This window comes from Vibrio sp. Vb0937, from assembly GCF_033338855.1.
The window spans coordinates 50372-72600 of record NZ_JAWOTK010000011.1; the positions used below are offsets into that span (position 1 = coordinate 50372).

The 22229-nt window shown below is 44.7% G+C and carries 25 protein-coding genes; 16 read left to right on the plus strand and 9 right to left on the minus strand.

Annotation, left to right across the window (positions count from 1 at the left end):
- Positions 1 to 19 precede the first annotated feature (19 nt).
- Entirely contained in the window at positions 20 to 1618 is a 1599-nt protein-coding gene (groL, locus tag R7P67_RS15105; RefSeq protein WP_318086017.1) for a chaperonin GroEL, read from the plus strand.
- A gap of 105 nt (positions 1619 to 1723) precedes the next feature.
- Complete coding sequence (locus tag R7P67_RS15110; RefSeq protein WP_005373984.1) at positions 1724 to 1933, plus strand: hypothetical protein; 210 nt, start codon at positions 1724 to 1726, stop codon at positions 1931 to 1933.
- A gap of 131 nt (positions 1934 to 2064) precedes the next feature.
- Here R7P67_RS15110 and R7P67_RS15115 read toward each other — a convergent pair whose 3' ends face one another.
- Positions 2065 to 2676 (minus strand): LysE family translocator, encoded by a 612-nt coding sequence (locus R7P67_RS15115; protein WP_262592060.1) that lies wholly within the window; start codon positions 2674 to 2676, stop codon positions 2065 to 2067.
- Between the two features lie 109 nt (positions 2677 to 2785).
- Here R7P67_RS15115 and R7P67_RS15120 point away from each other — a divergent pair, with 109 nt between their 5' ends.
- Both R7P67_RS15120 and R7P67_RS15125 read left to right on the plus strand, forming a co-directional pair.
- Entirely contained in the window at positions 2786 to 3676 is an 891-nt protein-coding gene (locus R7P67_RS15120) for a LysR family transcriptional regulator (RefSeq protein WP_054728666.1), read from the plus strand.
- Between the two features lie 59 nt (positions 3677 to 3735).
- Positions 3736 to 4107 (plus strand): VOC family protein, encoded by a 372-nt coding sequence (locus R7P67_RS15125; protein WP_318086018.1) that lies wholly within the window; start codon positions 3736 to 3738, stop codon positions 4105 to 4107.
- Positions 4108 to 4205: 98 nt separating this feature from the next.
- On the opposite strand, the gene R7P67_RS15130 is transcribed toward R7P67_RS15125, so the two are convergent.
- The gene (locus R7P67_RS15130; protein ID WP_017635120.1) at positions 4206 to 4427 is read right to left on the minus strand and encodes a hypothetical protein; all 222 of its coding nucleotides are present in this window, start codon (positions 4425 to 4427) and stop codon (positions 4206 to 4208) included.
- 122 nt (positions 4428 to 4549) lie between these two features.
- On the opposite strand from R7P67_RS15130, the gene R7P67_RS15135 reads away from it, so the two are divergent.
- Positions 4550 to 5077, plus strand: coding sequence for a TetR/AcrR family transcriptional regulator (locus R7P67_RS15135; RefSeq protein WP_262652632.1), 528 nt, complete (start codon positions 4550 to 4552; stop codon positions 5075 to 5077).
- A gap of 44 nt (positions 5078 to 5121) precedes the next feature.
- Here R7P67_RS15135 and R7P67_RS15140 read toward each other — a convergent pair whose 3' ends face one another.
- Entirely contained in the window at positions 5122 to 6072 is a 951-nt protein-coding gene (locus R7P67_RS15140; protein WP_005373973.1) for a helix-turn-helix domain-containing protein, read from the minus strand.
- 184 nt (positions 6073 to 6256) lie between these two features.
- On the opposite strand from R7P67_RS15140, the gene R7P67_RS15145 reads away from it, so the two are divergent.
- From R7P67_RS15145 to R7P67_RS15160, 4 genes are all read left to right on the plus strand, one after another.
- Positions 6257 to 7669 carry an ethanolamine ammonia-lyase subunit EutB gene (locus R7P67_RS15145; RefSeq protein ID WP_213889591.1) on the plus strand — a complete coding sequence of 471 codons (1413 nt, stop codon included), beginning with the start codon at positions 6257 to 6259 and terminating at the stop codon, positions 7667 to 7669.
- Positions 7662 to 8546 (plus strand): ethanolamine ammonia-lyase subunit EutC, encoded by an 885-nt coding sequence (gene eutC, locus R7P67_RS15150; RefSeq protein ID WP_017635123.1) that lies wholly within the window; start codon positions 7662 to 7664, stop codon positions 8544 to 8546. The genes R7P67_RS15145 and eutC overlap by 8 nt, the downstream gene beginning before the upstream one ends.
- A gap of 11 nt (positions 8547 to 8557) precedes the next feature.
- On the plus strand, positions 8558 to 9961 hold the full coding sequence (eat, locus tag R7P67_RS15155) for an ethanolamine permease (RefSeq protein WP_171342651.1): 1404 nt from the start codon (positions 8558 to 8560) through the stop codon (positions 9959 to 9961).
- Between the two features lie 187 nt (positions 9962 to 10148).
- The gene (locus R7P67_RS15160) at positions 10149 to 11204 is read left to right on the plus strand and encodes an NAD(P)H-dependent flavin oxidoreductase (RefSeq protein WP_017635125.1); all 1056 of its coding nucleotides are present in this window, start codon (positions 10149 to 10151) and stop codon (positions 11202 to 11204) included.
- Positions 11205 to 11242: 38 nt separating this feature from the next.
- Here the strand turns inward: R7P67_RS15160 and R7P67_RS15165 are convergent, their stop codons facing one another.
- Positions 11243 to 11722: a peptide-methionine (S)-S-oxide reductase gene (locus tag R7P67_RS15165; protein ID WP_005388723.1), complete on the minus strand. Its 480-nt coding sequence runs from the start codon at positions 11720 to 11722 to the stop codon at positions 11243 to 11245.
- A 217-nt stretch (positions 11723 to 11939) separates the two neighbouring features.
- Between R7P67_RS15165 and R7P67_RS15170 the strand changes: the two genes are divergently transcribed.
- A complete protein-coding gene (locus R7P67_RS15170) occupies positions 11940 to 12680 on the plus strand; it encodes a DNA-binding transcriptional regulator YciT (RefSeq protein WP_262652636.1) in 741 nt (246 codons plus the stop codon).
- On the opposite strand, the gene R7P67_RS15175 is transcribed toward R7P67_RS15170, so the two are convergent.
- The 4 genes from R7P67_RS15175 to R7P67_RS15190 form a co-directional block, all read right to left on the minus strand.
- A complete protein-coding gene (locus tag R7P67_RS15175) occupies positions 12681 to 13574 on the minus strand; it encodes a DMT family transporter (RefSeq protein WP_222712025.1) in 894 nt (297 codons plus the stop codon).
- A gap of 154 nt (positions 13575 to 13728) precedes the next feature.
- Positions 13729 to 14085, minus strand: coding sequence for a VOC family protein (locus tag R7P67_RS15180; RefSeq protein WP_042523322.1), 357 nt, complete (start codon positions 14083 to 14085; stop codon positions 13729 to 13731).
- 29 nt (positions 14086 to 14114) lie between these two features.
- Positions 14115 to 14768: an isochorismatase family protein gene (locus R7P67_RS15185; RefSeq protein ID WP_262652637.1), complete on the minus strand. Its 654-nt coding sequence runs from the start codon at positions 14766 to 14768 to the stop codon at positions 14115 to 14117.
- Between the two features lie 32 nt (positions 14769 to 14800).
- Positions 14801 to 15526 (minus strand): NUDIX domain-containing protein, encoded by a 726-nt coding sequence (locus R7P67_RS15190; RefSeq protein ID WP_005373953.1) that lies wholly within the window; start codon positions 15524 to 15526, stop codon positions 14801 to 14803.
- Between the two features lie 298 nt (positions 15527 to 15824).
- On the opposite strand from R7P67_RS15190, the gene pncB reads away from it, so the two are divergent.
- The 4 genes from pncB to R7P67_RS15210 all read left to right on the plus strand — a co-directional run bounded on the left by pncB (position 15825) and on the right by R7P67_RS15210 (position 19498).
- On the plus strand, positions 15825 to 17135 hold the full coding sequence (pncB, locus tag R7P67_RS15195; RefSeq protein ID WP_047102848.1) for a nicotinate phosphoribosyltransferase: 1311 nt from the start codon (positions 15825 to 15827) through the stop codon (positions 17133 to 17135).
- Between the two features lie 320 nt (positions 17136 to 17455).
- Positions 17456 to 17815, plus strand: a complete 360-nt coding sequence (locus tag R7P67_RS15200) for a hypothetical protein (protein WP_017819785.1) — start codon at positions 17456 to 17458, stop codon at positions 17813 to 17815.
- Between the two features lie 214 nt (positions 17816 to 18029).
- Positions 18030 to 18548, plus strand: coding sequence for a glycine zipper 2TM domain-containing protein (locus tag R7P67_RS15205; RefSeq protein ID WP_262652638.1), 519 nt, complete (start codon positions 18030 to 18032; stop codon positions 18546 to 18548).
- 170 nt (positions 18549 to 18718) lie between these two features.
- Positions 18719 to 19498 (plus strand): class I SAM-dependent methyltransferase, encoded by a 780-nt coding sequence (locus R7P67_RS15210; protein ID WP_262652639.1) that lies wholly within the window; start codon positions 18719 to 18721, stop codon positions 19496 to 19498.
- 63 nt (positions 19499 to 19561) lie between these two features.
- Here R7P67_RS15210 and R7P67_RS15215 read toward each other — a convergent pair whose 3' ends face one another.
- Positions 19562 to 20443, minus strand: coding sequence for a DMT family transporter (locus R7P67_RS15215; RefSeq protein ID WP_005373940.1), 882 nt, complete (start codon positions 20441 to 20443; stop codon positions 19562 to 19564).
- Between the two features lie 93 nt (positions 20444 to 20536).
- Here R7P67_RS15215 and R7P67_RS15220 point away from each other — a divergent pair, with 93 nt between their 5' ends.
- Together R7P67_RS15220 and R7P67_RS15225 are read left to right on the plus strand one after the other, a co-directional pair.
- Positions 20537 to 21421, plus strand: coding sequence for a LysR family transcriptional regulator (locus R7P67_RS15220; RefSeq protein ID WP_005392662.1), 885 nt, complete (start codon positions 20537 to 20539; stop codon positions 21419 to 21421).
- A gap of 180 nt (positions 21422 to 21601) precedes the next feature.
- The gene (locus tag R7P67_RS15225; protein ID WP_005373936.1) at positions 21602 to 22216 is read left to right on the plus strand and encodes an outer membrane beta-barrel protein; all 615 of its coding nucleotides are present in this window, start codon (positions 21602 to 21604) and stop codon (positions 22214 to 22216) included.
- The last annotated feature ends 13 nt before the right edge of the window (positions 22217 to 22229 follow it).

The following is a 22229-nucleotide window of genomic DNA, read 5'->3' on the forward strand; positions in this document are numbered from 1 at the left end:
GTTTTTTGAGGAGATAACCATGGCTGCAAAAGACGTATTATTTGCTAATGACGCACGTCAAAAAATGCTGAAAGGTGTGAACTTACTGGCGGACGCAGTAAAAGTGACACTAGGCCCGAAAGGCCGCAACGTTGTGCTTGATAAATCTTACGGCGCGCCAACCATCACCAAAGATGGCGTGTCTGTAGCGAAAGAAATCGAACTGAAAGATAAGTTCGAAAACATGGGCGCACAAATGGTGAAACAAGTGGCGTCCAAAGCGAATGATGAAGCGGGGGACGGTACAACGACGGCTACCGTACTGGCGCAATCTTTCATCAATGAAGGTCTTAAAGCGGTAGCCTCTGGCATGAACCCAATGGACCTAAAACGTGGTATCGACAAAGCCACTGAAGCGGCGGTTGAGAAACTACGTGAAATGTCTAAGCCATGCAGCGACAAAGAATCCATCATCCAAGTGGGTAGCATTTCTGCAAACAGCGATCGCGCGATCGGTGAAATCATTGCAGAAGCGATGGAAAAAGTGGGTCGCAATGGCGTGATTACGGTGGAAGAAGGCCAAGGTCTAGACAACGAATTGTCTGTGGTTGAAGGTATGCAATTTGACCGCGGTTACTTGTCGCCATACTTCATCACTAACCAAGAAAATGGCAGCGTCGAGCTAGACAACCCATACATCTTATTGGTGGACAAAAAAGTCAGCAGCATCCGCGAGCTATTGCTTGTACTAGAAGAAGTAGCGAAATCTTCTCGCTCGCTATTGATCATTGCTGAAGACATCGAAGGTGAAGCGTTAGCGACATTGGTTGTGAACAACATGCGCGGTATCGTGCGTGCGACCGCGGTGAAAGCGCCTGGCTTTGGTGACAACCGTAAAGCGATGATGGAAGACATTGCGGTACTAACTGCTGGTACGGTCATCTCTGAAGAAATCGGCCTAGAGCTCGAAAAAGCAACGTTAGAGCAACTAGGTAGTGCGAAGAAAGTGACCATTACCAAAGACACAACAACCATTGTGGGTGGCGCAGCAGAAGCAAGCGCGATTGCTGATCGTGTGGCTTCGATTGAAAAACAAATCGAAACAACCACTTCTCAATACGACAAAGATAAGCTTCAACAACGTGTTGCGAAGCTATCTGGCGGCGTAGCGGTGATCAAGATCGGCGCTGCAACCGAAGTTGAGATGAAAGAGAAGAAAGACCGCGTGGACGATGCGCTACACGCTACTCGCGCAGCGGTTGAAGAAGGTATTGTTGCTGGTGGTGGTGTTGCCCTAACTAAGATCGCGAAAGAATTGGCGGATCTAAAAGGCGACAATGATGACCAAAACGTGGGTATCCGAGTTGCGCTACGTGCAATGGAAGAGCCTCTTCGTCAAATCGCAACTAACGCAGGTGACGAAGCTTCTGTTGTGGCGAACGCTGTCAAAGCTGGTGACTCCGATTACGGTTACAACGCTGCAACAGGTGAATACGGCAACATGATCGAAATGGGCATCTTGGACCCTGCGAAAGTAACACGTTCAGCGCTTCAATTCGCAGCGTCTGTTGCTGGCTTGATGATCACCACTGAAGCGATGATCACCAACCACGTTGAAGACAAAGAACTTGATATCTAACGTCATCAATCGTTAGTGATTAAGTAAGCGTTAAAACAACAATAACATTGCAAAACCTAAGCGGGCTCGCTTGAGCCCGCTAATCAGTCATTTGAGGTAAGTGTTATGACCCGTTTACCTGCGTTTTCTTTCTCAATATCTGAGCCGGGCGGTAATGAAGCTTCGTCAACGTGGCCGACTGCTATTCACTTCCCCCTCGTTCCAGCTGGGCCAGAGTTTTCGATCGAAAATGCTCTGCCTAAACGTCCGACAGTGACGATATTCACTATCGATCTGTCTCAGTTATTTAAAGGGGACGCTCGGGTCATCCATTAACTGTATCGAAACAGCCAGCGCACGTTGGCTGTTTTTTTCTAATTTAAAGTATTGATAGTGTAGATTTTTATTTGATTACTGCCACTTGTTCAATGATCAATTTGAATTGGGGTAATCGGACCGCAAGCGTACTACACCTTTAAGCCCAGCATCGCGCCGAAAATGATCAATCCCGCCCCACATGCTTGATTGAGTCGATGCTTAATCTTCAACAAGAAAGCTTGTAGCTGGGATGACGTGAATAAAACAGCAACGATAGAAAACCAAATACCATGCAGCGCAATCATATAAATCCCGTAGAACAAGGCGATGTGTTGCTGACTAGAGTCGGGAGAAATCACTTGGCTAAAAATACTCAGAAAAAACAGCATCGTCTTGGGATTGAGTAAATTACACAGAAACCCCTGCATGAAAAATCGCCACATTGAATACTCGCTCTGTTGAACGGTTTCTGAGTTTGATGCAGGTTGCGAGGAGAATATTCCTTTAATCCCAAGGTAGACAAGATAAGCGGCCCCAAGATAGCGCACGAGATTAAACAACCATTCATTTTGTGAAATTAAGTAACTGATCCCCAGCATGGAGTAAGCGATGTGGATGCTGATCGCCATGCTGATACCAATCGCACTGTATGCGCCTGCTTTTCGTCCTTGATTTAAGCTATTTCTTAATACCAAAACAAAGTCTGCGCCAGGGCTTATAACAATAAGCACACCTAATAACGCAAGAGTTACAAATTCCATATCGATTTCCTGTTTGAATGATGAAGTCTGGGATGTAGCGGAATTGTAGGCGTCTTTATTACTGACTATAATCGAAAAATATTCCCATATTGGTGAGAAAAACTCACAGATGCGTCACCTGAAATCTTTTTATGTCTTCCACGTTGCGGCGAGTTCTTCAAGCTACACTGAAGCGGCTGACAAACTGAACATTACCCACGGAGCCGTGAGTAAGCAGATCAAGCAACTTGAGCAATATCTGTCTCAACCTTTGTTCTTCAAAGAGGGCAGGAAAGTCGTGTTGACGGCAGAAGGCGAATTACTCAAGACATACACAGAAACGGCATTCCAAACGCTAGAAACAGGCGTGAATACGCTTATGCAAGAGAAGCATCAGCATCTTGAAGTGTCTTGTGAACCGACATTAACCATGCGCTGGTTGATGCCAAGGTTGGCCGCGTTTAATGATGAACACCGTGCTGATGTTCGTTTGTCGACGGCTGGTGGCCCGGTAACATTAGGATCAACTGGGCTTTCGATGGCGGTTCGTCGAGACGATTTTGCGCAGCATCACGATTACGACAAAACCATTCTTGTGGAAGAGTGGGTGGGGCCGGTATTTTCTCCTGAGTATTGGCAATCCATTAAAGACAATTTGAAAGCAGCTCGATTGTTGAATAGCCAAACCAGACCGAATGCTTGGGCGGATTGGCAGCAATCAACACGTTGTGAAACTTTCAACGGCAACACTCAGCAATCATTCGCGCATTTTTATTTTTGCATACAAGCAGCGGTGGATGGCTTAGGCGTCGCAATGGGATCGTATCCTTTTGTCATGGACGATATTAAGCGTGGTAATTTGGTCGCACCATTTGGGTTTTCTCCATCAAGTTGCAATTACGTTTTATTGAGTCAAGATAAAAAGCGTACAGAACTCGAACATAAATTTATCACGTGGTTACAAACGCAAATGGCAGAGTGTGTGCCACTGTCATCACAGCAGATTACGCAAGGCGAATAGAAGGCATAGAGCGAGATTACGTCAGTCAGTTTTATGGAAAAAGGCTTAGGAAATTGGAAATGGAAAACCTCAATATTGTTGAAATCAAATCATTTGTTCCGGCGAAAGATTACGCGCTATCAAAACGCTTTTATGAGGCGATTGGCTTTGAAATGGCATCGGACTTCGGTGATGTAGCATACTTCTCTCAAGGTAGCTGCGCGTTTCTTTTACAGAATTTTTATGAGCCAGAACACGGCAATAACCTCATGATGCATTTGCTCGTAGAAGACGCAGAAAGCTGGCATCAGCACTTATCCAAAGTGGGTCATGAAGAATTTGGTTCGCGTTTGACTGAGCTGGTCGAGCAACCTTGGGGCATGCGCGAATGTTGTTTGTTTGACCCTAGTGGCGTTTTATGGCGAACTGGTCAGAACATGAATACTGACTAACGCCAGTCTTATTTTCACCACATCTACGCGCAGGCATTGAGATCTCGATATCTGCGCGTTTTCTTTTTTACTTAGCCTTGCCAACGTTTGTAGCGCACTCACGCCTTTTTCGAGGTGGTGTGCGATGGGCTAACGCCAAAAAACTCCTCAAGCAGCATGGCTTTGAGTTCTGCTCTGACTTCTGCGCCACCGATTAACGCCAAAAGTGCGAGTCCTCCTGGAATAAGGATGACCATTAATATCGGTCTTAAAATATACGAAAAGCAGAAGATGGTCGGGAAGAAAATCAATCCTTGGCCTAGTTTGTTTAATACGTACATGAGCGATTCCTTTTGTTTTTACATAAAATGAGCATGCTCATTTTTATAAATGAGCGCGCTCAATTTGTCAATCTCAACCACGCAAGGTATGATCCTTTCAGGCTCATTAAGCAGACACATCAATGACGAAGCGACAACAAACCAGAGATAAAATTCTAAAAGCCGCATGGGCATCTTTTGCTCAAAATGGCTATGACATGACGACCACAAGGCAGATAGCGAGAGAAGCAGGAGTAGCCGATGGCACAGTGTTTAGCCATTTCCCGACTAAACTGTCGATTTTGCGCGAAGGGATGCTGGCGCAACTGCAACAGATCAGCCAAGAAACGCTAATCAGTGTGGAAGGTAAAACCGATATCGACATTGGTTTGGCGCTGACGGAGAAATACTATCGCTACTATTTTGCGAACGTTGAGCTGAGCCGAGCTTTGTTGAAAGAAGTGATTTGGGATTTGGATTATTATCAGTCGTTTAACCAAGCTTTGTTTCAATCTGTAAACGGAAGCTCCGTCCTTGAGGGAAAAATACCGCTGATTTTTGACTGCTATTTTATGACGTTAATCTCGCACTTGAGCCGTGCAGAACCGGATGTTGAAGCGGCACTTGAAGAGCTTCATGCTAAGTTTCAGCAAATCATTGCGACTGCATAACATGGCCCCAACGCAGGATCTGAAAGAATATACTGCCTGTCATTTTATTTGCTGGGCTCCCATTTTCTCGTTTCAGTTGGCGTCTCACCAAATAGCCGCTTGTAGCTTTGACTGAACTGCCCGAGATGGAAAAAACCAAAGTCAAAAGCGATTTCTGCAATTGTTCGATTATCTTCAGGGCTTTGTAGCACTCTACGTACTTGATTCAGGCGCATTCGATGTATGAACTGCTTTGGGGAAGTATTACAGCAATGTTCAAAGGTGTACTGTAGTGTGCGACGACTGACGTGTACTGCGTCACACAGTTCACTGACGGTTATCGGTGTACGGTAGTCTAGATCCTGTAGCTGTTGTTTTATACGGTGCATCACGTGTTGACGATGAGAGATTGATATCGGATGGCTCGTGTGCAGTGAACTGAGTGAGAACAACTCCAGCACAATATCTTTTAAGATTGCTTGATGTGTGGTTTCAGACCATCTTGGCTCGGCGGAACCAAGTAACGTGCCTAAGTAGTATTTAAGTTGTTGAATGTGTTTTTCCGTCAAACCCGTTAAGTGTAATGTGTTGTTTTGGATACTCCCAAGCTCAAGTTGATTTTCTATGATGTGAACGAAGTTTTTGTCGAGCACTATTCCATAGATAGAAAACTGCTCCGGTGTCATTAACTCAAAATCAGCGCCACCTTGCCTAAGCAAAAGTTGGCTTGAATTAAACTGACTGTGATTTAGGTGTAGCGGCTTATTTTCCGCACTCAAACCCAACCAAATACCTCCCTCTTCAACCCTGCATTGCTGTCTTAGCGAGCGGTTACTGTCTTCACGAAACACATGGAAATTGGGAAATCGTCGTTCTCGAATTTGACCTAAAAATCGACCATCGCTGAGTTGGTCATATTCCTGTTGCCAGTTTATCAGACTCGCAGCTTGTTGGTTTGCATCCTTAGTGTGATGGATGCACAGCATTGGTGCAGTTTGGGGCATTTGGTTACTCATCCTTGTGATGCTCATTCCTTTTTTGTGAGTCATGTTGGAGCAGTGTTTACATAACTCATTGTTTATTATTGGTTTATAAATGTTGCCAGTTTTTGATAACGCTACGGAACACATTTGGCAATACTTTCTTAAAGCTTATTGATAGTTCAGCAAAAAGCGAACCAAATAGTGAAGAGGAAGAGCAATGACGGCAACTTATCGTCGGCAACAAGGAAGTAAAGTCTATACCTTTAAGTCATTAGCTGACTTGATGGCGAAAGCGACACCGGAACGCTCAGGCGATGCGTTAGCCGGGGTTTGTGCTCAGTCAGCGGCAGAACGTGTAGTCGCACAAATGGCGCTGTCTGAGTTACCACTTAAAACGTTTCTTAACGAGGCGGTTATTCCATACGAAAGCGACGATATCACTCGCCTAATTATCGATACGCATGACCTTGCAGCCTTTAAGCCGATTGAGCACTTGACGGTCGGAGATTTTCGAAATTGGCTGCTGAGTGAAGAAGCCGATGGTGAAACGTTGGCTAAAATTCGTCAAGGTTTAACACCAGAAATGGTGGCCGCAGTCAGTAAGATTATGCGCAACCAGGATTTGATTCTCGTTGCTAAAAAATGCCAAGTTGTCACGGCTTTTCGGAATACGATAGGTTTGCCGAGTCGCCTGTCTACTCGCTTACAGCCGAATCATCCCACTGATTCTCTCAACGGTATCGCAGCGACCATTTTTGATGGTCTGATGTACGGAAATGGCGATGCGGTTATCGGTATCAATCCGGCAACAGATAATGTACCTCAAGCTATTAAGTTAATGAACTTAATGGATGAGGTGATTCAACACTATCAAATACCGACTCAGTCTTGTGTGTTAACTCATGTCACGAACACGATCGAAGCCATTGAAATGGGTGCACCAGTCGATCTCGTTTTTCAGTCGATAGGCGGCACGCAAGGGACGAATGATACCTTCGGAATCGACTTGTCGATTTTGAAAGAGGCCCATGAAGCCGCGTTGTCTTTGAATCGAGGCAGTGTAGGAAACAATGTGATGTATTTTGAGACCGGACAAGGTACAGCGCTGTCTGCGAATGCATTTCATGGGGTCGATCAACAGACTTGTGAAGCCCGCGCTTATGCTGTCGCGAAACAGTTCGATCCTTTGTTGGTTAATACTGTCGTTGGGTTTATTGGCCCTGAGTATCTGTTTGATGGCAAGCAAATTATTCGTGCTGGGCTTGAAGATCATTTCTGTGGGAAGTTGCTTGGTTTACCTATGGGTTGCGATATCTGTTACACCAATCATGCCTATGCCGATCAGAATGACATGGATAACTTGCTGACACTATTAGGTGTGGCCGAGTGCTCGTTCATCATGGGTATTCCAGGGTCTGATGACATCATGCTCAATTATCAAACTACCTCATTTCACGATGCCCTTTACGCAAGAAAAGTACTCGGTTTGAAGCCAGCACCAGAGTTCGAACAATGGTTAATGGAGATGCAGATTTTCGAGAGCGTGCAAGACGTTCGGTTAAGTGAGCAAATCTCTCGCTCGTTTTCGGGAGCAATTAACCAACTGAATAAGGGGTATTCTCATGGGTAAAGTAATCACCATTGCTCAGTCCCCACAAGATGAGTCTGAAGTTGTCACATACAACCCGTGGGGCAAGTTACGTGACTTCACCTCTGCTCGGATCGCTCTGGGTCGTAGCGGGAACAGTGTACCAACCAACGAGTTACTCTCATTTCAGCTGGATCATGCCCAAGCTATGGATGCAGTGCATTGCAGTTTGAATATTGAGTCTCTCGTTGCTGGTTTGTCGGACTCTTACTCGATTCTTGAAAATACCTTAGAGCCTCCAGTGGTAGTGAGCAGCCGAGTAAGTGATCGGCTTATGTACCTGCAAAGGCCCGATTTAGGAAGGCAACTCGATGAATCTTCTTGGCAAACGCTCAACTTGATAGCAAATGAGCATAACACTGACATTGATCTTGCGATTGTTATTGCTGATGGACTTTCTTCCGTCGCAATTCAAAACCATGCCGTGCCTGTTGTTACTCGATTGATTTCTCTTTTAAGCGCTGATGATGAACATCAATGGAAATTCGCACCTATCACAATCGTAAAGCAAGGAAGAGTAGCGGTAGGGGATGATGTTGGTGAATGTTTTAACGCCAAGGCCGTGCTGGTTTTAATTGGAGAGAGACCCGGTCTAACTTCTCCGGATAGCATGGGTATGTATCTCACTTGGGGGGCTAAACGAGGCTCTAAAGATTCCCAAAGAAACTGCATTTCCAATGTGCGTCCCCAGGGGCTCAACTATGACGATGCCTGTGAACGCGCATTTTACTTGCTCAAGGAGGCTCGAAAATTACAACTGTCAGGAGTGAATCTGAAAGATCGCTCCGATATCAATGAGCCAAGTGGCGCAAGCGTTGAAGATAAACACAGCGACAACTTTTTAATTTCATCAAAGTAGAAGGATTTACTATGTCTAAACATCAGGAGTACTTGGCCAAAAGGCAGCTAAAAAGAGGCACCGCAGGTTGGATTTTACTTGCTGGCTTAGGTGTCTCGTATGTTATATCTGGTGACTTTGCCGGTTGGAACTTTGGCATCGCTCAAGCAGGATGGGGAGGCTTTCTTATTGCTGCTATCGCGATGGCAGTAATGTATTTCACGCTAGTATTGTCTTTAGCTGAAATGTCTGCGGCTATTCCTGCTGCGGGTGGTGGTTACAGCTTCGCAAGACAGGCGATGGGGCCGACAGGTGGCTTTTTCACTGGCTTATCAGTTTTGATTGAATATGCGCTCGCGCCTGCTGCGATAGTGATTTTTATTGGCTCAGCAGTTAATGAATTGGTTGGTATCGATGGTCCTGTTGTTTACGCACTTTTCTACGCCGTCTTTATCGCTATTCATATGGCAGGGGTTGGCGAAGCTCTCAAAGTAATGATGGTCATCAGCGGTTTGGCTGTGCTAGCTATTCTAATTACTGCTGCTGTGCTTATTGGTCACTTTGACGTTAATAACTTATTCGATATTGCTCCGGCGACGGCTCAGGCAACAGAAATCTTGCCGTTTGGGTGGTATGGCGTATGGGCTGCGTTGCCATTTGCAATGTGGTTGTTTCTTGCGGTTGAAGGTGTGCCTTTAGCGGCAGAGGAGGCAAAAAATCCGGCAAAAGATGTTCCCAAAGGCATCATTGGTGCGATGCTGTTTTTATTGCTAACCGCAACTCTCGTAGTCTTCCTTTTGGCTGGTGCGGTTGGCTCAAAGGTCATAGGCGATAGCGCGGTGCCATTAGTTGACGCCCTAAAGCTTACGGGCAATTCAACGGTAGCAATGGCCGTGAACTTACTTGGATTGGCTGGCCTTATCGCTTCTTTTTTTTCAATCATTTATGGTTACAGTCGCTTGGTGTTTGCGCTTTCCCGCGCGGGTTATTTACCGCAAACTTTGTCATTAACCAGTGACAAAAAAGTGCCTTCTCGTGCGCTTTTGGTTCCGGGCGTTTTTGGGTTCTTGGTTTCACTTACGGGTGAGGGGGACTTAATCTTGGCGATGGCTGTTGTCGGTGCGACTGTATCGTACGCATTAATGTCCTTGAGCCATATTTTATTGCGAATTAAACAGCCGGAATTAACTCGTCCATATAAAACGCCTGGTGGGATAATTACTTCGAGTATTTCTCTGGTGCTTTCTTTGATCGCAATGACAGGTGTTTATGCTTTTGATCCCTCAGCCTTTTTCATGACAATGGGATTGTTTCTTATCGGTGGTGTTTATTATGGGTTATATAGCCGCAACAAATTGGTGGCAGCAACCGCCGAGGAAGAGTTTGCCATGCTGTCTGTGGCAGAGCTAGAGCTTGAATCAGATGTCGTACGATAGTCACTTTGATTCTTGTTATTCAGCATATTAAGGGAGCCATAGGCTCCCTTTGTCATTTCTATCAAAAGTGCATAGCGCACAAATGCATCACTTTAACTTTATAAGTGTTTAATCATGTGAAAGTCTAGTCTGGATAACGATGGCGCAAATCCATCACAGGTAAAGGTTAAGTTTTCAAGGAAAGGTCATGATAAATAAGGTATTTAATACACTTTTGGGAACAGAGTTACCGATTATTCAAGCGCCAATGGCCGGTGTGCAAGACAGCCAAATGACCATAGCCGTCAGTAATGTTGGCGGGCTTGGCTCGTTACCTTGTGGAATGCTGAACAAAGACGCCATCGTAAAAGAACTTCAACTTATCAAGCAGGCAACTAACCGACCGTTTAACCTCAATTTCTTTTGCCATGAAATGCCGGAGTATGACGGCAACAAGCACGAAAAGTGGCAAAAAACGCTGCAACCGTATTTTTCCGAGGTTGATGCAACCGTTCAGGCTCAGCCAAACGCTCCGACAAGGATGCCTTTCAATCATGATATTGCTGACGCGATTGAACCATTTGCACCGCCAGTGATCAGTTTCCACTTTGGTTTGCCAGACGATGATCTGTTAGCTCGAATTAGAGGGTGGGGAGGGAAGATCCTTTCGTCAGCGACCACGGTGGACGAAGCACTTTGGCTAGAAGCAAAAGGCGTTGACGGTATTATCGCCCAAGGCTTGGAGGCTGGTGGACACCGAGGTATGTTTTTATCGGATGATTTAACTACTCAATTAAGTTTGATTGCGTTATTACCACAAATCGCCAAACGGGTGAATTTGCCTGTTATTGCTGCAGGCGGAATCGCTGATAGAAGAGGGGTGGAAGCCGCGTTGAGATTAGGAGCGAGTGCCGTTCAAGTTGGCAGCGCCTATTTGTTGTGTGATGAGGCGAAAACATCGTCTTTACATCGATATGCCATTGCCAGTGAACGCGCGCAACATACCGCTGTGACCAATGTTTTCTCGGGCCGACCAGCGAGAGGCATTGTGAATCGCGCGATGTCGGAGCTAGGCTACATCAGTGAGTTTGCGCCGAAATTCCCATACGCCTCCATTGAAATGGCTCAACTAAGAGCGCTTATGGAAAAGCAAAACCGAGATGAATTCACACCGTTGTGGTGCGGACAAAACTCGTCGGGTTGTAAGGAAATATCGGCGGCAGAAATGACATTGTCATTAGTGGAAGGCATCGATTTAAACTGATATGCATCTTGCCTTTTAAAGCGATGCTGACTGAATGGTTACGAGTTATCCCTGTATTTATGTAGTAAATCTAATGGGATGTGGCAGTAATCATTCGGAAAGTTTGTGAGTCTGTCTTGGTGCTCATCATCACTTGGCACATAATTTGTGAGTGGCAGTACTTCTACGGCGATCTTGTCGGCGTCCGGTCGTGCTGCGATAAACGCTTTCGCGATGGTGAGATGCTGTTCGTTTTGGCTATAAACACCAGTACGGTACTTCTCACCTACGTCTTCACCTTGCTTGTTAACGCTGTAAGGGTCGATTATCTCAAACAAATACCCCATTAAAGTTTCAACCGAAACTTGCTCAGCATCGAACTGGGTTTTCACGCACTCTGCGTAGCCATCGTATTCGGATTGAGTGTTATCCGTTGTGCCATTTGCTCGCCCGGCTTCTGTGTTGATTACGCCCGGAAGGTGGCGCATAAATTCTTGCACGCCCCAAAGGCAGCCGCCTGCGAAGTAAATTTCTTCCATTACTTTGATCCTAGTCTCTATCGTTGTTGGGATGTAGGGAGTTAACCCCTCTTCTTCCATCCCATTTTCGTTGCCCTATTATCTGTTGATGGGAGCGATATTCGCAAGGTACAGCTTGGCTAATCAGACCACGCGTTTTTTCCTTTTTACTTTCAAGTTCTTTTCATATGAAACATCAGGTGAGTATACTGTAAGCTCATCAATAAGGAGCGAACCTGTGAACCCAAGACAAAATGAAATCCTGCAATTAGTGAACGACCGTAAACGCGTTCAAGTCACAGAGCTTTCTGACATCATTGGCGTGTCGGGTGTGACCATCAGACAGGATTTGAACTTTCTGGAGCAACAGGGCTACCTAAAGCGCGTTCACGGCGCAGCTACCGCGTTGCAAAGTGATGACATTGATGCCCGTCTAGAAGTACGTTTCGATATTAAACAATCGCTCGCAAACCAAGCTGCGGATTTGGTCGCACCGAATGAGACAGTGCTGATTGAAGGAGGCAGTGCCAATGCGTTGTTGGCTCGGACATTGGCTGAGCGCGGCGATGTGACCATCATTACGCCATCGGCGTATATCGCCCATCTCATCCGTAACACTTCTGCCAACATTATCTTGCTTGGTGGCGTGTATCAGCACCAAGGCGAGAGCTTGGTCGGACCGCTGACTAAGTTGTGTATTGAGAACATTCATTTCAGCACGGCCTTCTTGGGTATTGACGGCTTCCATCAAGACACTGGCTTTACTAGCCGCGACATGATGCGCGCTGAGATCGCAGAAACCATCATTGCGAAAAAAAGGCGCAATGTTGTTCTAACGGATTCTAGTAAATTTGGGCAAATTTATCCCTCATCAATTGGTAAGACTGACGAAATATCATTGCTGCTGACTGACAAAGCCGCTCCGAAAAGCGACCTTGAACAAATCAAAAAGCGAGGTGTGGAAGTTATATTAGGCTGATTAAGCCACGCTTCGTTTTCGCTTCGCGAGCATTGCTGTTGGGGAGAAACCGGTGACTAGCATAGTGCCGCTAAGCACTAGAATTGTTCCTATGATGGTGTTAGAGCCGACGGGCTCATCTAGCACCAAGTAGCCCCATAAGATACCAAAAACAGGAACAAGAAAAGTGACAGTCAGTGCTGACGCTGGGCCGATATCAGAAACTAAGCGGAAATAGAGCAAATAAGCGAACCCTGTGCATACAACGCCGAGCGTGACAACAGAGCTCCATTCGAAATGACTTGGTTCTGTACGCATTGGTAAGAATGGTAGCAGCGGCAGTACCCAAATAACCGCCGCCCACATGCTGCCGTGAGCATTGTCAAAAGCAGGTACTTGTGGCGCATTTTTAGTGTAGTTGGTAGCAATGCCATAGCTGAAAGAAGCCATCAAACTGGCGGCAATAGGGAGCATGGCTTCTTCACCTATGGTTGAAGTATCTAAGCCGACCAAGACTGCAACGCCTCCAATGCCTATTAGCATACCGAGAACAGATTTCGCTGTGAGTGGGCTGCGGTACCAAACAAAGCCAACTAGTGCTCCCCATATTGGGGCGGTTGAGTTCAATATTGCTAAAGTTGATGCATTCAGTGTCTGGGCTGCGTACGCAAAGAGTAAAAATGGAACTGCGCTATTGAATAAGCCAATAATAAAGAAGTGTTTAGTATGCGCAGTTAACGTGAGTTTCTTCTTCAAATATACGGCGATCAATAACAAAGCGACGGCGGCAAATGTAACTCGAAATTCGATTAAGTAAGCCGGCCCGAATGTGTTGGCGGCGACTCGCATAAACAGAAACGAGCCACCCCAAATAGCAGCGAGGCAGAGTAAGCGAAAAAAACTGACGGCAGTCATTTGACATCCTTGGTCGAGGTCTAGCGCCTCATCGATTAATTGTTGCGCTAACAGTGAATTAAACCAAGGATGAGGTCAACCAGAAATGTAATGCCAGTTCCGGATCTGGCTAGCTTGGGCTCACGTTGATAGTGTGTTGTTGATTTGTGATGACTTAATGGCTCTCTGACCATACTGCGAATTCATTTCCACTCGGTTCAGTGAAGTGGAATCGACAGCCGCCGGGGAATTCGAAAATAGGGCGGATAATTTTTCCACCATGCTGCTCTACTTTTGTCTGAGTGGCCTGAATGTCTGAGCTATAAAATACTAAAAGTGCGCCACCATTTGCGGTTTGGTTTATAAACTCAGATTTGAAGAATCCGCCATCCAACCCTTGTCCTGAAAATGCAGAATATTCTGGACCATAATCGGTAAAGCTCCAGTCAAAAGCACGCTCAAAAAATTGTTTGGTCGCACTGACATTAGTGGAACCAAATTCAACGTAATTCAATTTTTCATGTTGATGCATGGTGAAATCCTTCTCGGTTACTATCGTTTCTAAGCGAACTTTTCTACGATGATGTCGTCCGCTTTTTCGACAAATAATGCGCCATTATCTCTGAGATCTGTCAGCACATTCTCTACATTATCAGGCAGCACCGCACGAGTTGAAGCAAGATTAACTACCACATTGTAGCCAAGTTCCAGCGCTTGCATGACGGATTTTTTCACACAAAAGTCTAAGGCAAGGCCACCGATAACTAAGGTATCAATCCCGTTGAACTTTAGAAATTCATGCGCACCTGTCGTTTTGGTGTCGGCAATATCATGGAAAAAAATACCGTAAGGGTGTGCGTCAGGATCCATACCTTTATTAACTTGAAAATCGTAGTCCAACACGGGTGGTAAGCCATCTAGCAGCTCAGAACCTGTTGTGCCAAGCACACAGTGACGGTTCCACTTTATATCCACATTCGGTAAACCAACGGGCTCAAGCATATTGGCTGGCGATTCTGCATCCCATTTTGCTTTCGGTGGGTGCAAGTCACGACTGACCAGTTTTAATCGGCCTTTGGCATGATTGTTCAAAAGCTCCGGTACGATTTCCAACGCACCTGCAACGGGCAGTTCATTTGGACATAACTCACTAAAACCTTTCTCTGGATCAACGTCGATCACTGCTGTAGTTTGATAGTTTACTCGAACAGTCATGGCAGACTCCTTGTCTGTCTGATTGTCTGCGTTTATCCACGCAAACAGTTTTGAAAAAAGGTTACTTCGTCGCTAGTCAGCGTATATACCATTGCGGGTTTTCCACCTTTACCTTTGTTGGTAGAAGCGACTTTATTAGTGGGTTTTAGTACGCCCGAATCTATCAAGCGGCGCTTAATCGTCATTCGGCTGATATCAATACCAAACTCTTGATAAGCAGAAATGATGTCCGCAACCAAAAACTCTTTGTCTAATGCAAACAAAAGAACCGATGTGTATTCAATGGATGCACGAAGCTTTTGCCACGCTTTTTCAATGGTTTTTTGATGATCAAATGCGAGGGTTTCTTCTCCATTGAGAATAGCCTGTAGCGAAAACCATTTAAGTTGGCATTCCGGTACACCTGCATTATTTATTTGCTCTACATTGTTACGATCAACTAAGGCGTAGTGCGTAATGTTTAAGCTCCAGTCTTCTGGATCGCGCTTTGGATCACCGTCGATAAACGCTTCGCTAAAATGGCGAGGGTAGGTATGGATTTTCTCACGGCAAATTCGGCGACGCGCCGCTTCAAAGTTTTCATCGGCCGGGCGTCCGCCTTCACTGGTTAAGTCTTTATCAAAGACAAATCCGCCCGGTAGTGCCCAGACTCCATGGTATGGCCGATTTGGATTTGAACGTTTAATCAACAACACTTCCAATCCCTTATCGGCACAGCCAGATAGCCTGAATGGAATAATGTCGACAGATACGATCATGGTTGGGTCCTAATATTGATTTGTAAGTAATCTAGCGCATAACAAGTGGTCAATCAATGGGTAAGTAACGAGTTGTTAGAAACGTTTTCGGTAGTGTTCTTAATACGGTTAGAGCATAAATTTACGGATGACTCTGACTTATTCACAATACTTGCTCGAATTCTAGACAAAAAAACCTTATAAAAATGAGTGGTTAGTAACAAAAGTTGACAAACTATAGATGGGTGTTTATTGTTTACGCAAATTAGTTAGTAACAAAAAGTTATATACCCAGGAAGGGCATGTAGAAGGGCACCTAATGACCACCAAACTATTTTCTTCCCGCATCATTCAAAGCGCTTTGGATTTCGATGTCTACAAAGTCAATATGATGAGCGCTGTAACAGCGCTTTACCCTGATGCGATGGTGTCATATAAGTTTATCGTGCGCAGTGAGGAAGACCTCTCTGAGCTTTTGCCCGAGGTAAAAGCCGAAGTCCTTAAACTGCAAGATATTCAATTTACGCAAGAAGAAATTGAATATATTAAGCGTGTCGCGCCTTACCTGAATCCTGACTTTGTTGATGCACTGCGCCATTTCCGTTTCAACCCACAAAGTGATGTCTCTTTCCATAATAAAGCCATGGCTGATGGCTCAAGCCAGTTAAGAATTACCATTAACGGCTTGTGGCGAGATACCATCTTGTACGAAACGATCATCATGAGCATCGTGTCTGAAGTTCGTAGCCGTCAGCGTTGGTCAGATATCCCTGTTGCGCAATTTACCACTGTTTTAGAAGAGAAAATTCGGCACCTAAAGTCGGAACTAAAACGTCGTAACATCACTAACTTTAAATTTTCTGACATGTCGACGCGTCGACGTTTTTCCTTCCAAGCTCAGCGCACTATGCTGGAATATTTGTGCCAGGAAGTGCCGGAATGTTTGACAGGAACAAGCAACTATCACTTAGCAAAAGAGCTAAACTTGACGCCTATCGGCACCGTTGCTCATGAATGGTTTATGGGACACCAAGCTCTGGTGAATGTGCGAGATTCGCAAAAAGTGGCGTTGCAACGTTGGCAAAAAATGTTTAATGGTGCACTAGGTATTGCGTTAACCGATACGATTGGTATCGATGCTTTCCTTAAAGACTTTGATGAAGAACTAAGTAACGCGTACTTCGGTGTACGTCACGATAGTGGTTGCCCTTATAGCTGGGGTGAAAAAATGATTGCACACTACCAGTCGCTGAATATAGACCCATTAACAAAAACACTGGTGTTTACCGACGGACTTAACTTCGAACAAGCGTTAGATATTTGCGAGTATTTCCAAGGACGTATTCAGGTGAGTTTTGGTATAGGTACTTTTCTTGCCAATGATATGGGTGATTATGTCAATAAAGATGGTGAAGCCTACCAGCCACTTTCTATCGTGATAAAAATGGTCACGTGCAATGGTTCACCGGTCGCCAAAATCAGTGACGAACCTGAGAAAGCCATGTGTGAAGATATCTTCTTTTTGATGAATCTCAAGCGCCGCTTTGAACAACCTCTTGATTTAAATGAGTGTCGTAAAATGATCGATCGTTTAGAAACTGAAGGTCAAAATTATCTCATTGACGCGTAGGCGTTATCCTCTCTCCTTGATAAGCACCCTCTATCGTTACGACAAATTTATATAGGTAAACGTGGAGGGTGATTTCGTTATAGTAATATACAGAAGTAACCAGATACAGCGCAGGAAAGCACTCAAAAGTTGATGTGTTATCTGCCTTTGATTAGTGTAAATCGATACGTTACAGCATCGTGGACGGTGTATCTCATCCGACACTAAACTCAGTCTAATCACGTAGTTTATTCCCACGTACCATGAGCTCACTCGGGTATAGACGTCTATCTGCTTTTATGACTTTGGGCTTCACGTAGTTGCTTGAATCAGGAGTCAAAATGAACCTAGTAGTACATTTGCAAAAGAAAGCGATCCGAAAATATGGCTATGAGATGGCCACTCGCCAAGCATGGAGGTGTGGTATCAAGGCAAATCTTGTAAAGCGCGTGATTGGCCTTTTTAAAGGACAAATTGTTTGTGTGGTTGAAGGTTGCCGAGCAGAGTTTTCTTCTCCTCTTAATAACCCCCTTCACGAAGATGACAAGCAGGGGCGATATGTGTTTGTTGGCGGTGTATGCTGGGAACCAAATAACATTATAGCGCCTGGTTTCCCTGATTTTATGTTTATGCACGTGCGTAATCTAAGCCACCGTCATAAGTATTTAACGGATGACGAACTATTTTTGAGCTTGGCTTAAAAATAAATCTCATAGACTAGTCCAGCCCAATCATAATCAGTAGTGATACAGTTTTATCTCTGTTGACATTCTGCTGAGTGTTTCTTGACGTACCTCTTATAAAACAGTGTTTCTTTACTTGTTAATAACAGAGGGTTTGTTTTCGTCTGATGTGATTTCCCTTTTGCGATTTACCATAACGCTCATCAAAGCAAACCATACTGGGATGTAAATCATGAATATGAAATCTATCGCAATTGCAACGGCAGTTGTTGCTGTACTAGCAGGCTGTAAAGACAAAACGCCACCAGCTCCAACTCAAGCAAACATTACTTTGGTTGAAGCGGTGACTGAAACGGTGAAAAAGCCGCACCAAGTATGTAAAGATGTGGTAGTAACCGAGCAAGTTGCCCCTGCGGATGACAATAAAATTATTGGTACGGTTGGTGGCGCAGCAGCTGGAGCTGCGCTGGGCAACCAAATCGGTGGTGGCTCAGGTAAAGTGATTGCAACTGCAGCTGGTACGATTGCTGGTGCACTGACAGGTCGTAAGATCCAGGAAAATGTGCAAAAAGGTGATGTAGTAACAACGACGAAAAAACAGTGTCATACAGAATATACGACATCTGATAAAGTAGTGGGTTACGACGTCACTTACGAAGTTTCAGGTGCACCAACGACGGTTCGCTTGGCGAGCAAGCCAGCGACAAAAACGTTCCCAATTCAAGATGGCAAAGTTGTTCTTCCGCAATAACTAGCTCCTCAACCGAAGTAATTAACAAGCCCTTTTATCTTTGAGACGAAAGGGCTTTTTCACATAAGCGGCGTTTTCATCTGTTTTCCCATTGGAATGTGCGGCCAGAAATACCCGTTAATTTCCGCGTTCGATACAATCACTTTTCTTAAAGTACGAACGGAAAAAGCATGGAAGATTTTTACCTGACCGAGCACGGTCTGGCTGGTTATTTCGAAGCGCAATGGTTCGACAAGTTCATTGAGGATCAACAGATTGAGATGATAACCAGTCGCTCAAAACAAGTCCCACTTTCTTTTTTGTCATCACCTCACTGCTCCCAAGTTGCTGATTTTATTGCGCAGGCGGTAATCGAAAGCAGCGTTCAGCCGTATTCCCTACTTGAGGTTGGCGCGGCGTTGGGAAGAAATTATTATGAGCTAGTGCAACGCTTACCTAACCTTAAAGAAGCGACGCTTGTGGAGCCTTCAAATAGGTTAATGGATGGCTTGAAGCAACTATTAATAGAAGAACAGCGCGTCGGGCTTACTTACCTTCACGATGTGAACACCTTAAACACTTTAGAGGTAGAGAATAGAGGTATCGTACAGAAATGTGCTCATGTTGATTTGACGCTAATTAACCAGCCTTTTGAGCTCGATACTCTCCAATCTCGCTTTGATTTAGTCGTATGTTTAAATGTGATTGATCAATGTGAGTCGCCACTTAGCGTGATCAATGCTCTAAAAAAAACCACCAATGTGGGTGGGCTGATCGTTGTCTCTTGCACTTATCAGTGGAACGCGAAACACATCAAAAATAAAGAAGAGGCGGTTGATGATATCAAAGAATACTTTGCTGAAGGCTGGCGTCTAGTGTCGGAAGCCGAGCATGAATATCGCATCCGGTTTAATGATCGCTTTGCAAGGCAGTTTTTATCTCACGTAGTCGCTTACGTAAAAACCGATTAGAGCCACATAAAAAAACCGAGCACTTACGGCTCGGTTTTTTAGTCTTTGGGTTAGAGCACAACTTTAAGTAACGTGCGCTTCTTGTTGCTCTTGCAACTTTTTCTTGCGACGCTCTCGTTTAGAAAGCCAAACCAGAGGCACAACAATCATAATGGTTCCTATTGCCATAAATATATCAGGCACTTCTCCAAACCAAATCAATCCCACAAACACGGCACCAATTAAGCCACTGTATTCAGCGCTGGCAATTTTGTTGCTATCGATCGAGCGGTAAGCGATGACACATGTTGCTGCATAAATCATGATGAACAAACTTGAGCCAGCAGCAACAGGGAAAGCACTCCAGTCCCAAGGTTCTGCTTCGATCAGAACAAGCAAGAAGGCTACTGGAATACCTGCCAAGTTTGTCATCAATAACGTTTGCATCACAGACTGATTTTTTGGCAGTTTTCGAATGAGCAAGTTATTGATTGCTAAAGTAATTGCAACAACTAAAGCCGAAATCGCTGCCCAGTCGATTTGATCTGGACGAATGATGACCAACACTCCAGCAAAGCCCATGATCGCAGCCGCGACCGATTGTTTAGATAGCTGTTCGCCAAAAAATATCGCGGCAAGCGGCAGCATGATTAATGGCGCGGCGTAAAAGATCGCGTTCGCAGTTGCGAGCGGTAAAGATGAGATCGCCAAAACCATGAATATTGCACCAAGTAACCATACGTGAGCGCGAACAGCATGCCACTTAAACCCTTCAAGAAAAGGCGCATTTTTTGTTAGCAAGTAGACTGGCAGCAGGAAAAGCACCGCTGAAATTTGTCGGAAAAAGACAAATTGAAAAATAGGCACTTCATTTCCGACACTTTTAATTAAAGAGTCCGAAAGCACCGCAATGAGATTTCCAACAATTAATAGCAGCATCGCTGCTCCGACCGATGTAACTTTCACTTTTTCCTCTCCTCTTTCTTTGCCAAAGAGTAGGTGATGTCATAGGATGAAGTGAAGTGATATTTATTAGTTTAAGTATGAGATTTTTAGATAATGAAATTGCCACCACTCAGAGCGGTTCACTGTTTTGAATCTGTTGCCAGAAACTCTAGCTTTTCGCTTGCTGCTGAAGAACTCAATGTGACGCAAAGTGCCGTTAGCCACCAGATACGATTATTAGAAGATTATTTGGGTGAATCATTATTTATCCGTCAAGGCAGAAAGCTCTCTTTGTCCGATACGGGCGCACGCTATTTAGAGGATATTAGCCCAGCAATTAGCTCAATTGCGATGGCCAGCCAAAAGGTGCGAGAAGGGGACAAAGGCAGCATACGGTTGGCGATTTATAGCTCGCTTGCCGTAAAGTGGCTTATTCCGCGTTTGTCTGATTTTAAGCGCTTACATCCAGAAATCGATCTGACACTCAATATGGTCGTTGGTGATCCTGAACAGACAGACAGCGTTGGCGATTGTTTTATCACGGTAGAGAAGCCAAAGCGAAACTACATGTCGGTAAAGTTATACGCGGAGACGTTGTATCCGGTCTGCAGCCATAAAATTTGGAAAGAGTTGCAAGATCAACCGATTCCAGAAGCGCTTTGGCGATACCCTATTTTGTCGACAGACTCAATTTATCGAGAGAGAGGAAAAGATTGGGCTGAGTGGTGCAGAGCGGGCGGTTACACCTTGCCGAAAGATGTCGATGTTCAACATTTTAGTCATATGTTGTTGGCAATAGAGGCGGCGCGTTATGATCAAGGCATCGCATTTGCGAATGATTTTATGCTCAATGAAAGAGATAAAGCGCACGATTTGGTGTACATCCCTTCTCATGGATTGGAAACCGGAGACAGCTTTTATTTTATTCATAAAAAGAGTCGAGCCAAGCAAGCGGAAATCATCAAGCTCACTAACTGGTTGAAGCAGCAATGCTTGTGAAATGACTAAATTGTCAAAATTAAGAAAGAAAGTGGCAAAGTTGTGTCTAAATATTTCATGTTTTATTGAGTTTTTATTCATTAACATCCACTTGGTTTTGAAACCAAGTGAAATGGACAGCATGGCATGCTTAAGGATGGGCAAAACACAACCTCAATAATTAACAGGCAGTGAAATACAATGTTTAAAAAAACATGGCTAATGACAGCCCTTCTAGCAACATGTTCTGTTGCAAACGCAGCTCCTTACGTTGGTGCATCTGTAGGTCAAGCATCGTTTGGTGATGTTAATGGCTCTATCAATGGTGGTGGTACTAACGCTAGCACTAAACTTAAACTTGAAGATGACTCAAGCCTTTCAGGCAAAGTATTCGGTGGTTACAAATTCAACGAATACATTTCTCTAGAAGCAGCCATTGGTGGCTACGATGCTTTAGATGGCAAAGTTGTTACTGTTGGTGATATGAAGTATCTATCGATTCAGCCAAAAGCGACTCTACCGATTGGCGATCGTTTCAACCTTTTTGCTAAAGCTGGTCTTTCTTACTTCAATGCTGAATTCAAAATTAGCAACTCTGTGATTGACGGTAGCGCAGGCCATACCACCATTTCTGACAGCACTGTAACAGGCATGTACGGTTTAGGCGCAGAGTTCGCTATTACTGAAAACTTTGCTCTACAAGTTGAATGGGAATACATGATGCCTGAGCTAGACATTGCGAAATTTGGCAATGAAAAAGTAACGGTTGATGCAGACATCAATGTGTTCTCTGTAGGTATGAGCTACCGTTTCTAAGAATACTTATTCA

Excerpts from the sequence above, each read along its gene's own strand:
- pncB (WP_047102848.1), top strand. The coding sequence starts at position 15,825 with ATGACCACCAAACTATTTTCTTCCCGCATCATTCAAAGCGCTTTGGAT.
- groL (WP_318086017.1), top strand. The coding sequence starts at position 20 with ATGGCTGCAAAAGACGTATTATTTGCTAATGACGCACGTCAAAAAATG.
- R7P67_RS15115 (WP_262592060.1), bottom strand. The coding sequence starts at position 2,676 with ATGGAATTTGTAACTCTTGCGTTATTAGGTGTGCTTATTGTTATAAGC.
- R7P67_RS15205 (WP_262652638.1), top strand. The coding sequence starts at position 18,030 with ATGAATATGAAATCTATCGCAATTGCAACGGCAGTTGTTGCTGTACTA.
- R7P67_RS15190 (WP_005373953.1), bottom strand. The coding sequence starts at position 15,526 with ATGATCGTATCTGTCGACATTATTCCATTCAGGCTATCTGGCTGTGCC.
- eat (WP_171342651.1), top strand. The coding sequence starts at position 8,558 with ATGTCTAAACATCAGGAGTACTTGGCCAAAAGGCAGCTAAAAAGAGGC.
- R7P67_RS15140 (WP_005373973.1), bottom strand. The coding sequence starts at position 6,072 with ATGAGTAACCAAATGCCCCAAACTGCACCAATGCTGTGCATCCATCAC.
- R7P67_RS15135 (WP_262652632.1), top strand. The coding sequence starts at position 4,550 with ATGACGAAGCGACAACAAACCAGAGATAAAATTCTAAAAGCCGCATGG.
- R7P67_RS15175 (WP_222712025.1), bottom strand. The coding sequence starts at position 13,574 with ATGACTGCCGTCAGTTTTTTTCGCTTACTCTGCCTCGCTGCTATTTGG.
- R7P67_RS15125 (WP_318086018.1), top strand. The coding sequence starts at position 3,736 with ATGGAAAACCTCAATATTGTTGAAATCAAATCATTTGTTCCGGCGAAA.
- R7P67_RS15130 (WP_017635120.1), bottom strand. The coding sequence starts at position 4,427 with ATGTACGTATTAAACAAACTAGGCCAAGGATTGATTTTCTTCCCGACC.
- R7P67_RS15110 (WP_005373984.1), top strand. The coding sequence starts at position 1,724 with ATGACCCGTTTACCTGCGTTTTCTTTCTCAATATCTGAGCCGGGCGGT.
- R7P67_RS15200 (WP_017819785.1), top strand. The coding sequence starts at position 17,456 with ATGAACCTAGTAGTACATTTGCAAAAGAAAGCGATCCGAAAATATGGC.
- R7P67_RS15220 (WP_005392662.1), top strand. The coding sequence starts at position 20,537 with ATGAAATTGCCACCACTCAGAGCGGTTCACTGTTTTGAATCTGTTGCC.
- R7P67_RS15185 (WP_262652637.1), bottom strand. The coding sequence starts at position 14,768 with ATGACTGTTCGAGTAAACTATCAAACTACAGCAGTGATCGACGTTGAT.
- R7P67_RS15165 (WP_005388723.1), bottom strand. The coding sequence starts at position 11,722 with ATGGAAGAAATTTACTTCGCAGGCGGCTGCCTTTGGGGCGTGCAAGAA.
- R7P67_RS15225 (WP_005373936.1), top strand. The coding sequence starts at position 21,602 with ATGTTTAAAAAAACATGGCTAATGACAGCCCTTCTAGCAACATGTTCT.
- R7P67_RS15210 (WP_262652639.1), top strand. The coding sequence starts at position 18,719 with ATGGAAGATTTTTACCTGACCGAGCACGGTCTGGCTGGTTATTTCGAA.
- R7P67_RS15160 (WP_017635125.1), top strand. The coding sequence starts at position 10,149 with ATGATAAATAAGGTATTTAATACACTTTTGGGAACAGAGTTACCGATT.
- eutC (WP_017635123.1), top strand. The coding sequence starts at position 7,662 with ATGGGTAAAGTAATCACCATTGCTCAGTCCCCACAAGATGAGTCTGAA.
- R7P67_RS15145 (WP_213889591.1), top strand. The coding sequence starts at position 6,257 with ATGACGGCAACTTATCGTCGGCAACAAGGAAGTAAAGTCTATACCTTT.
- R7P67_RS15180 (WP_042523322.1), bottom strand. The coding sequence starts at position 14,085 with ATGCATCAACATGAAAAATTGAATTACGTTGAATTTGGTTCCACTAAT.
- R7P67_RS15120 (WP_054728666.1), top strand. The coding sequence starts at position 2,786 with ATGCGTCACCTGAAATCTTTTTATGTCTTCCACGTTGCGGCGAGTTCT.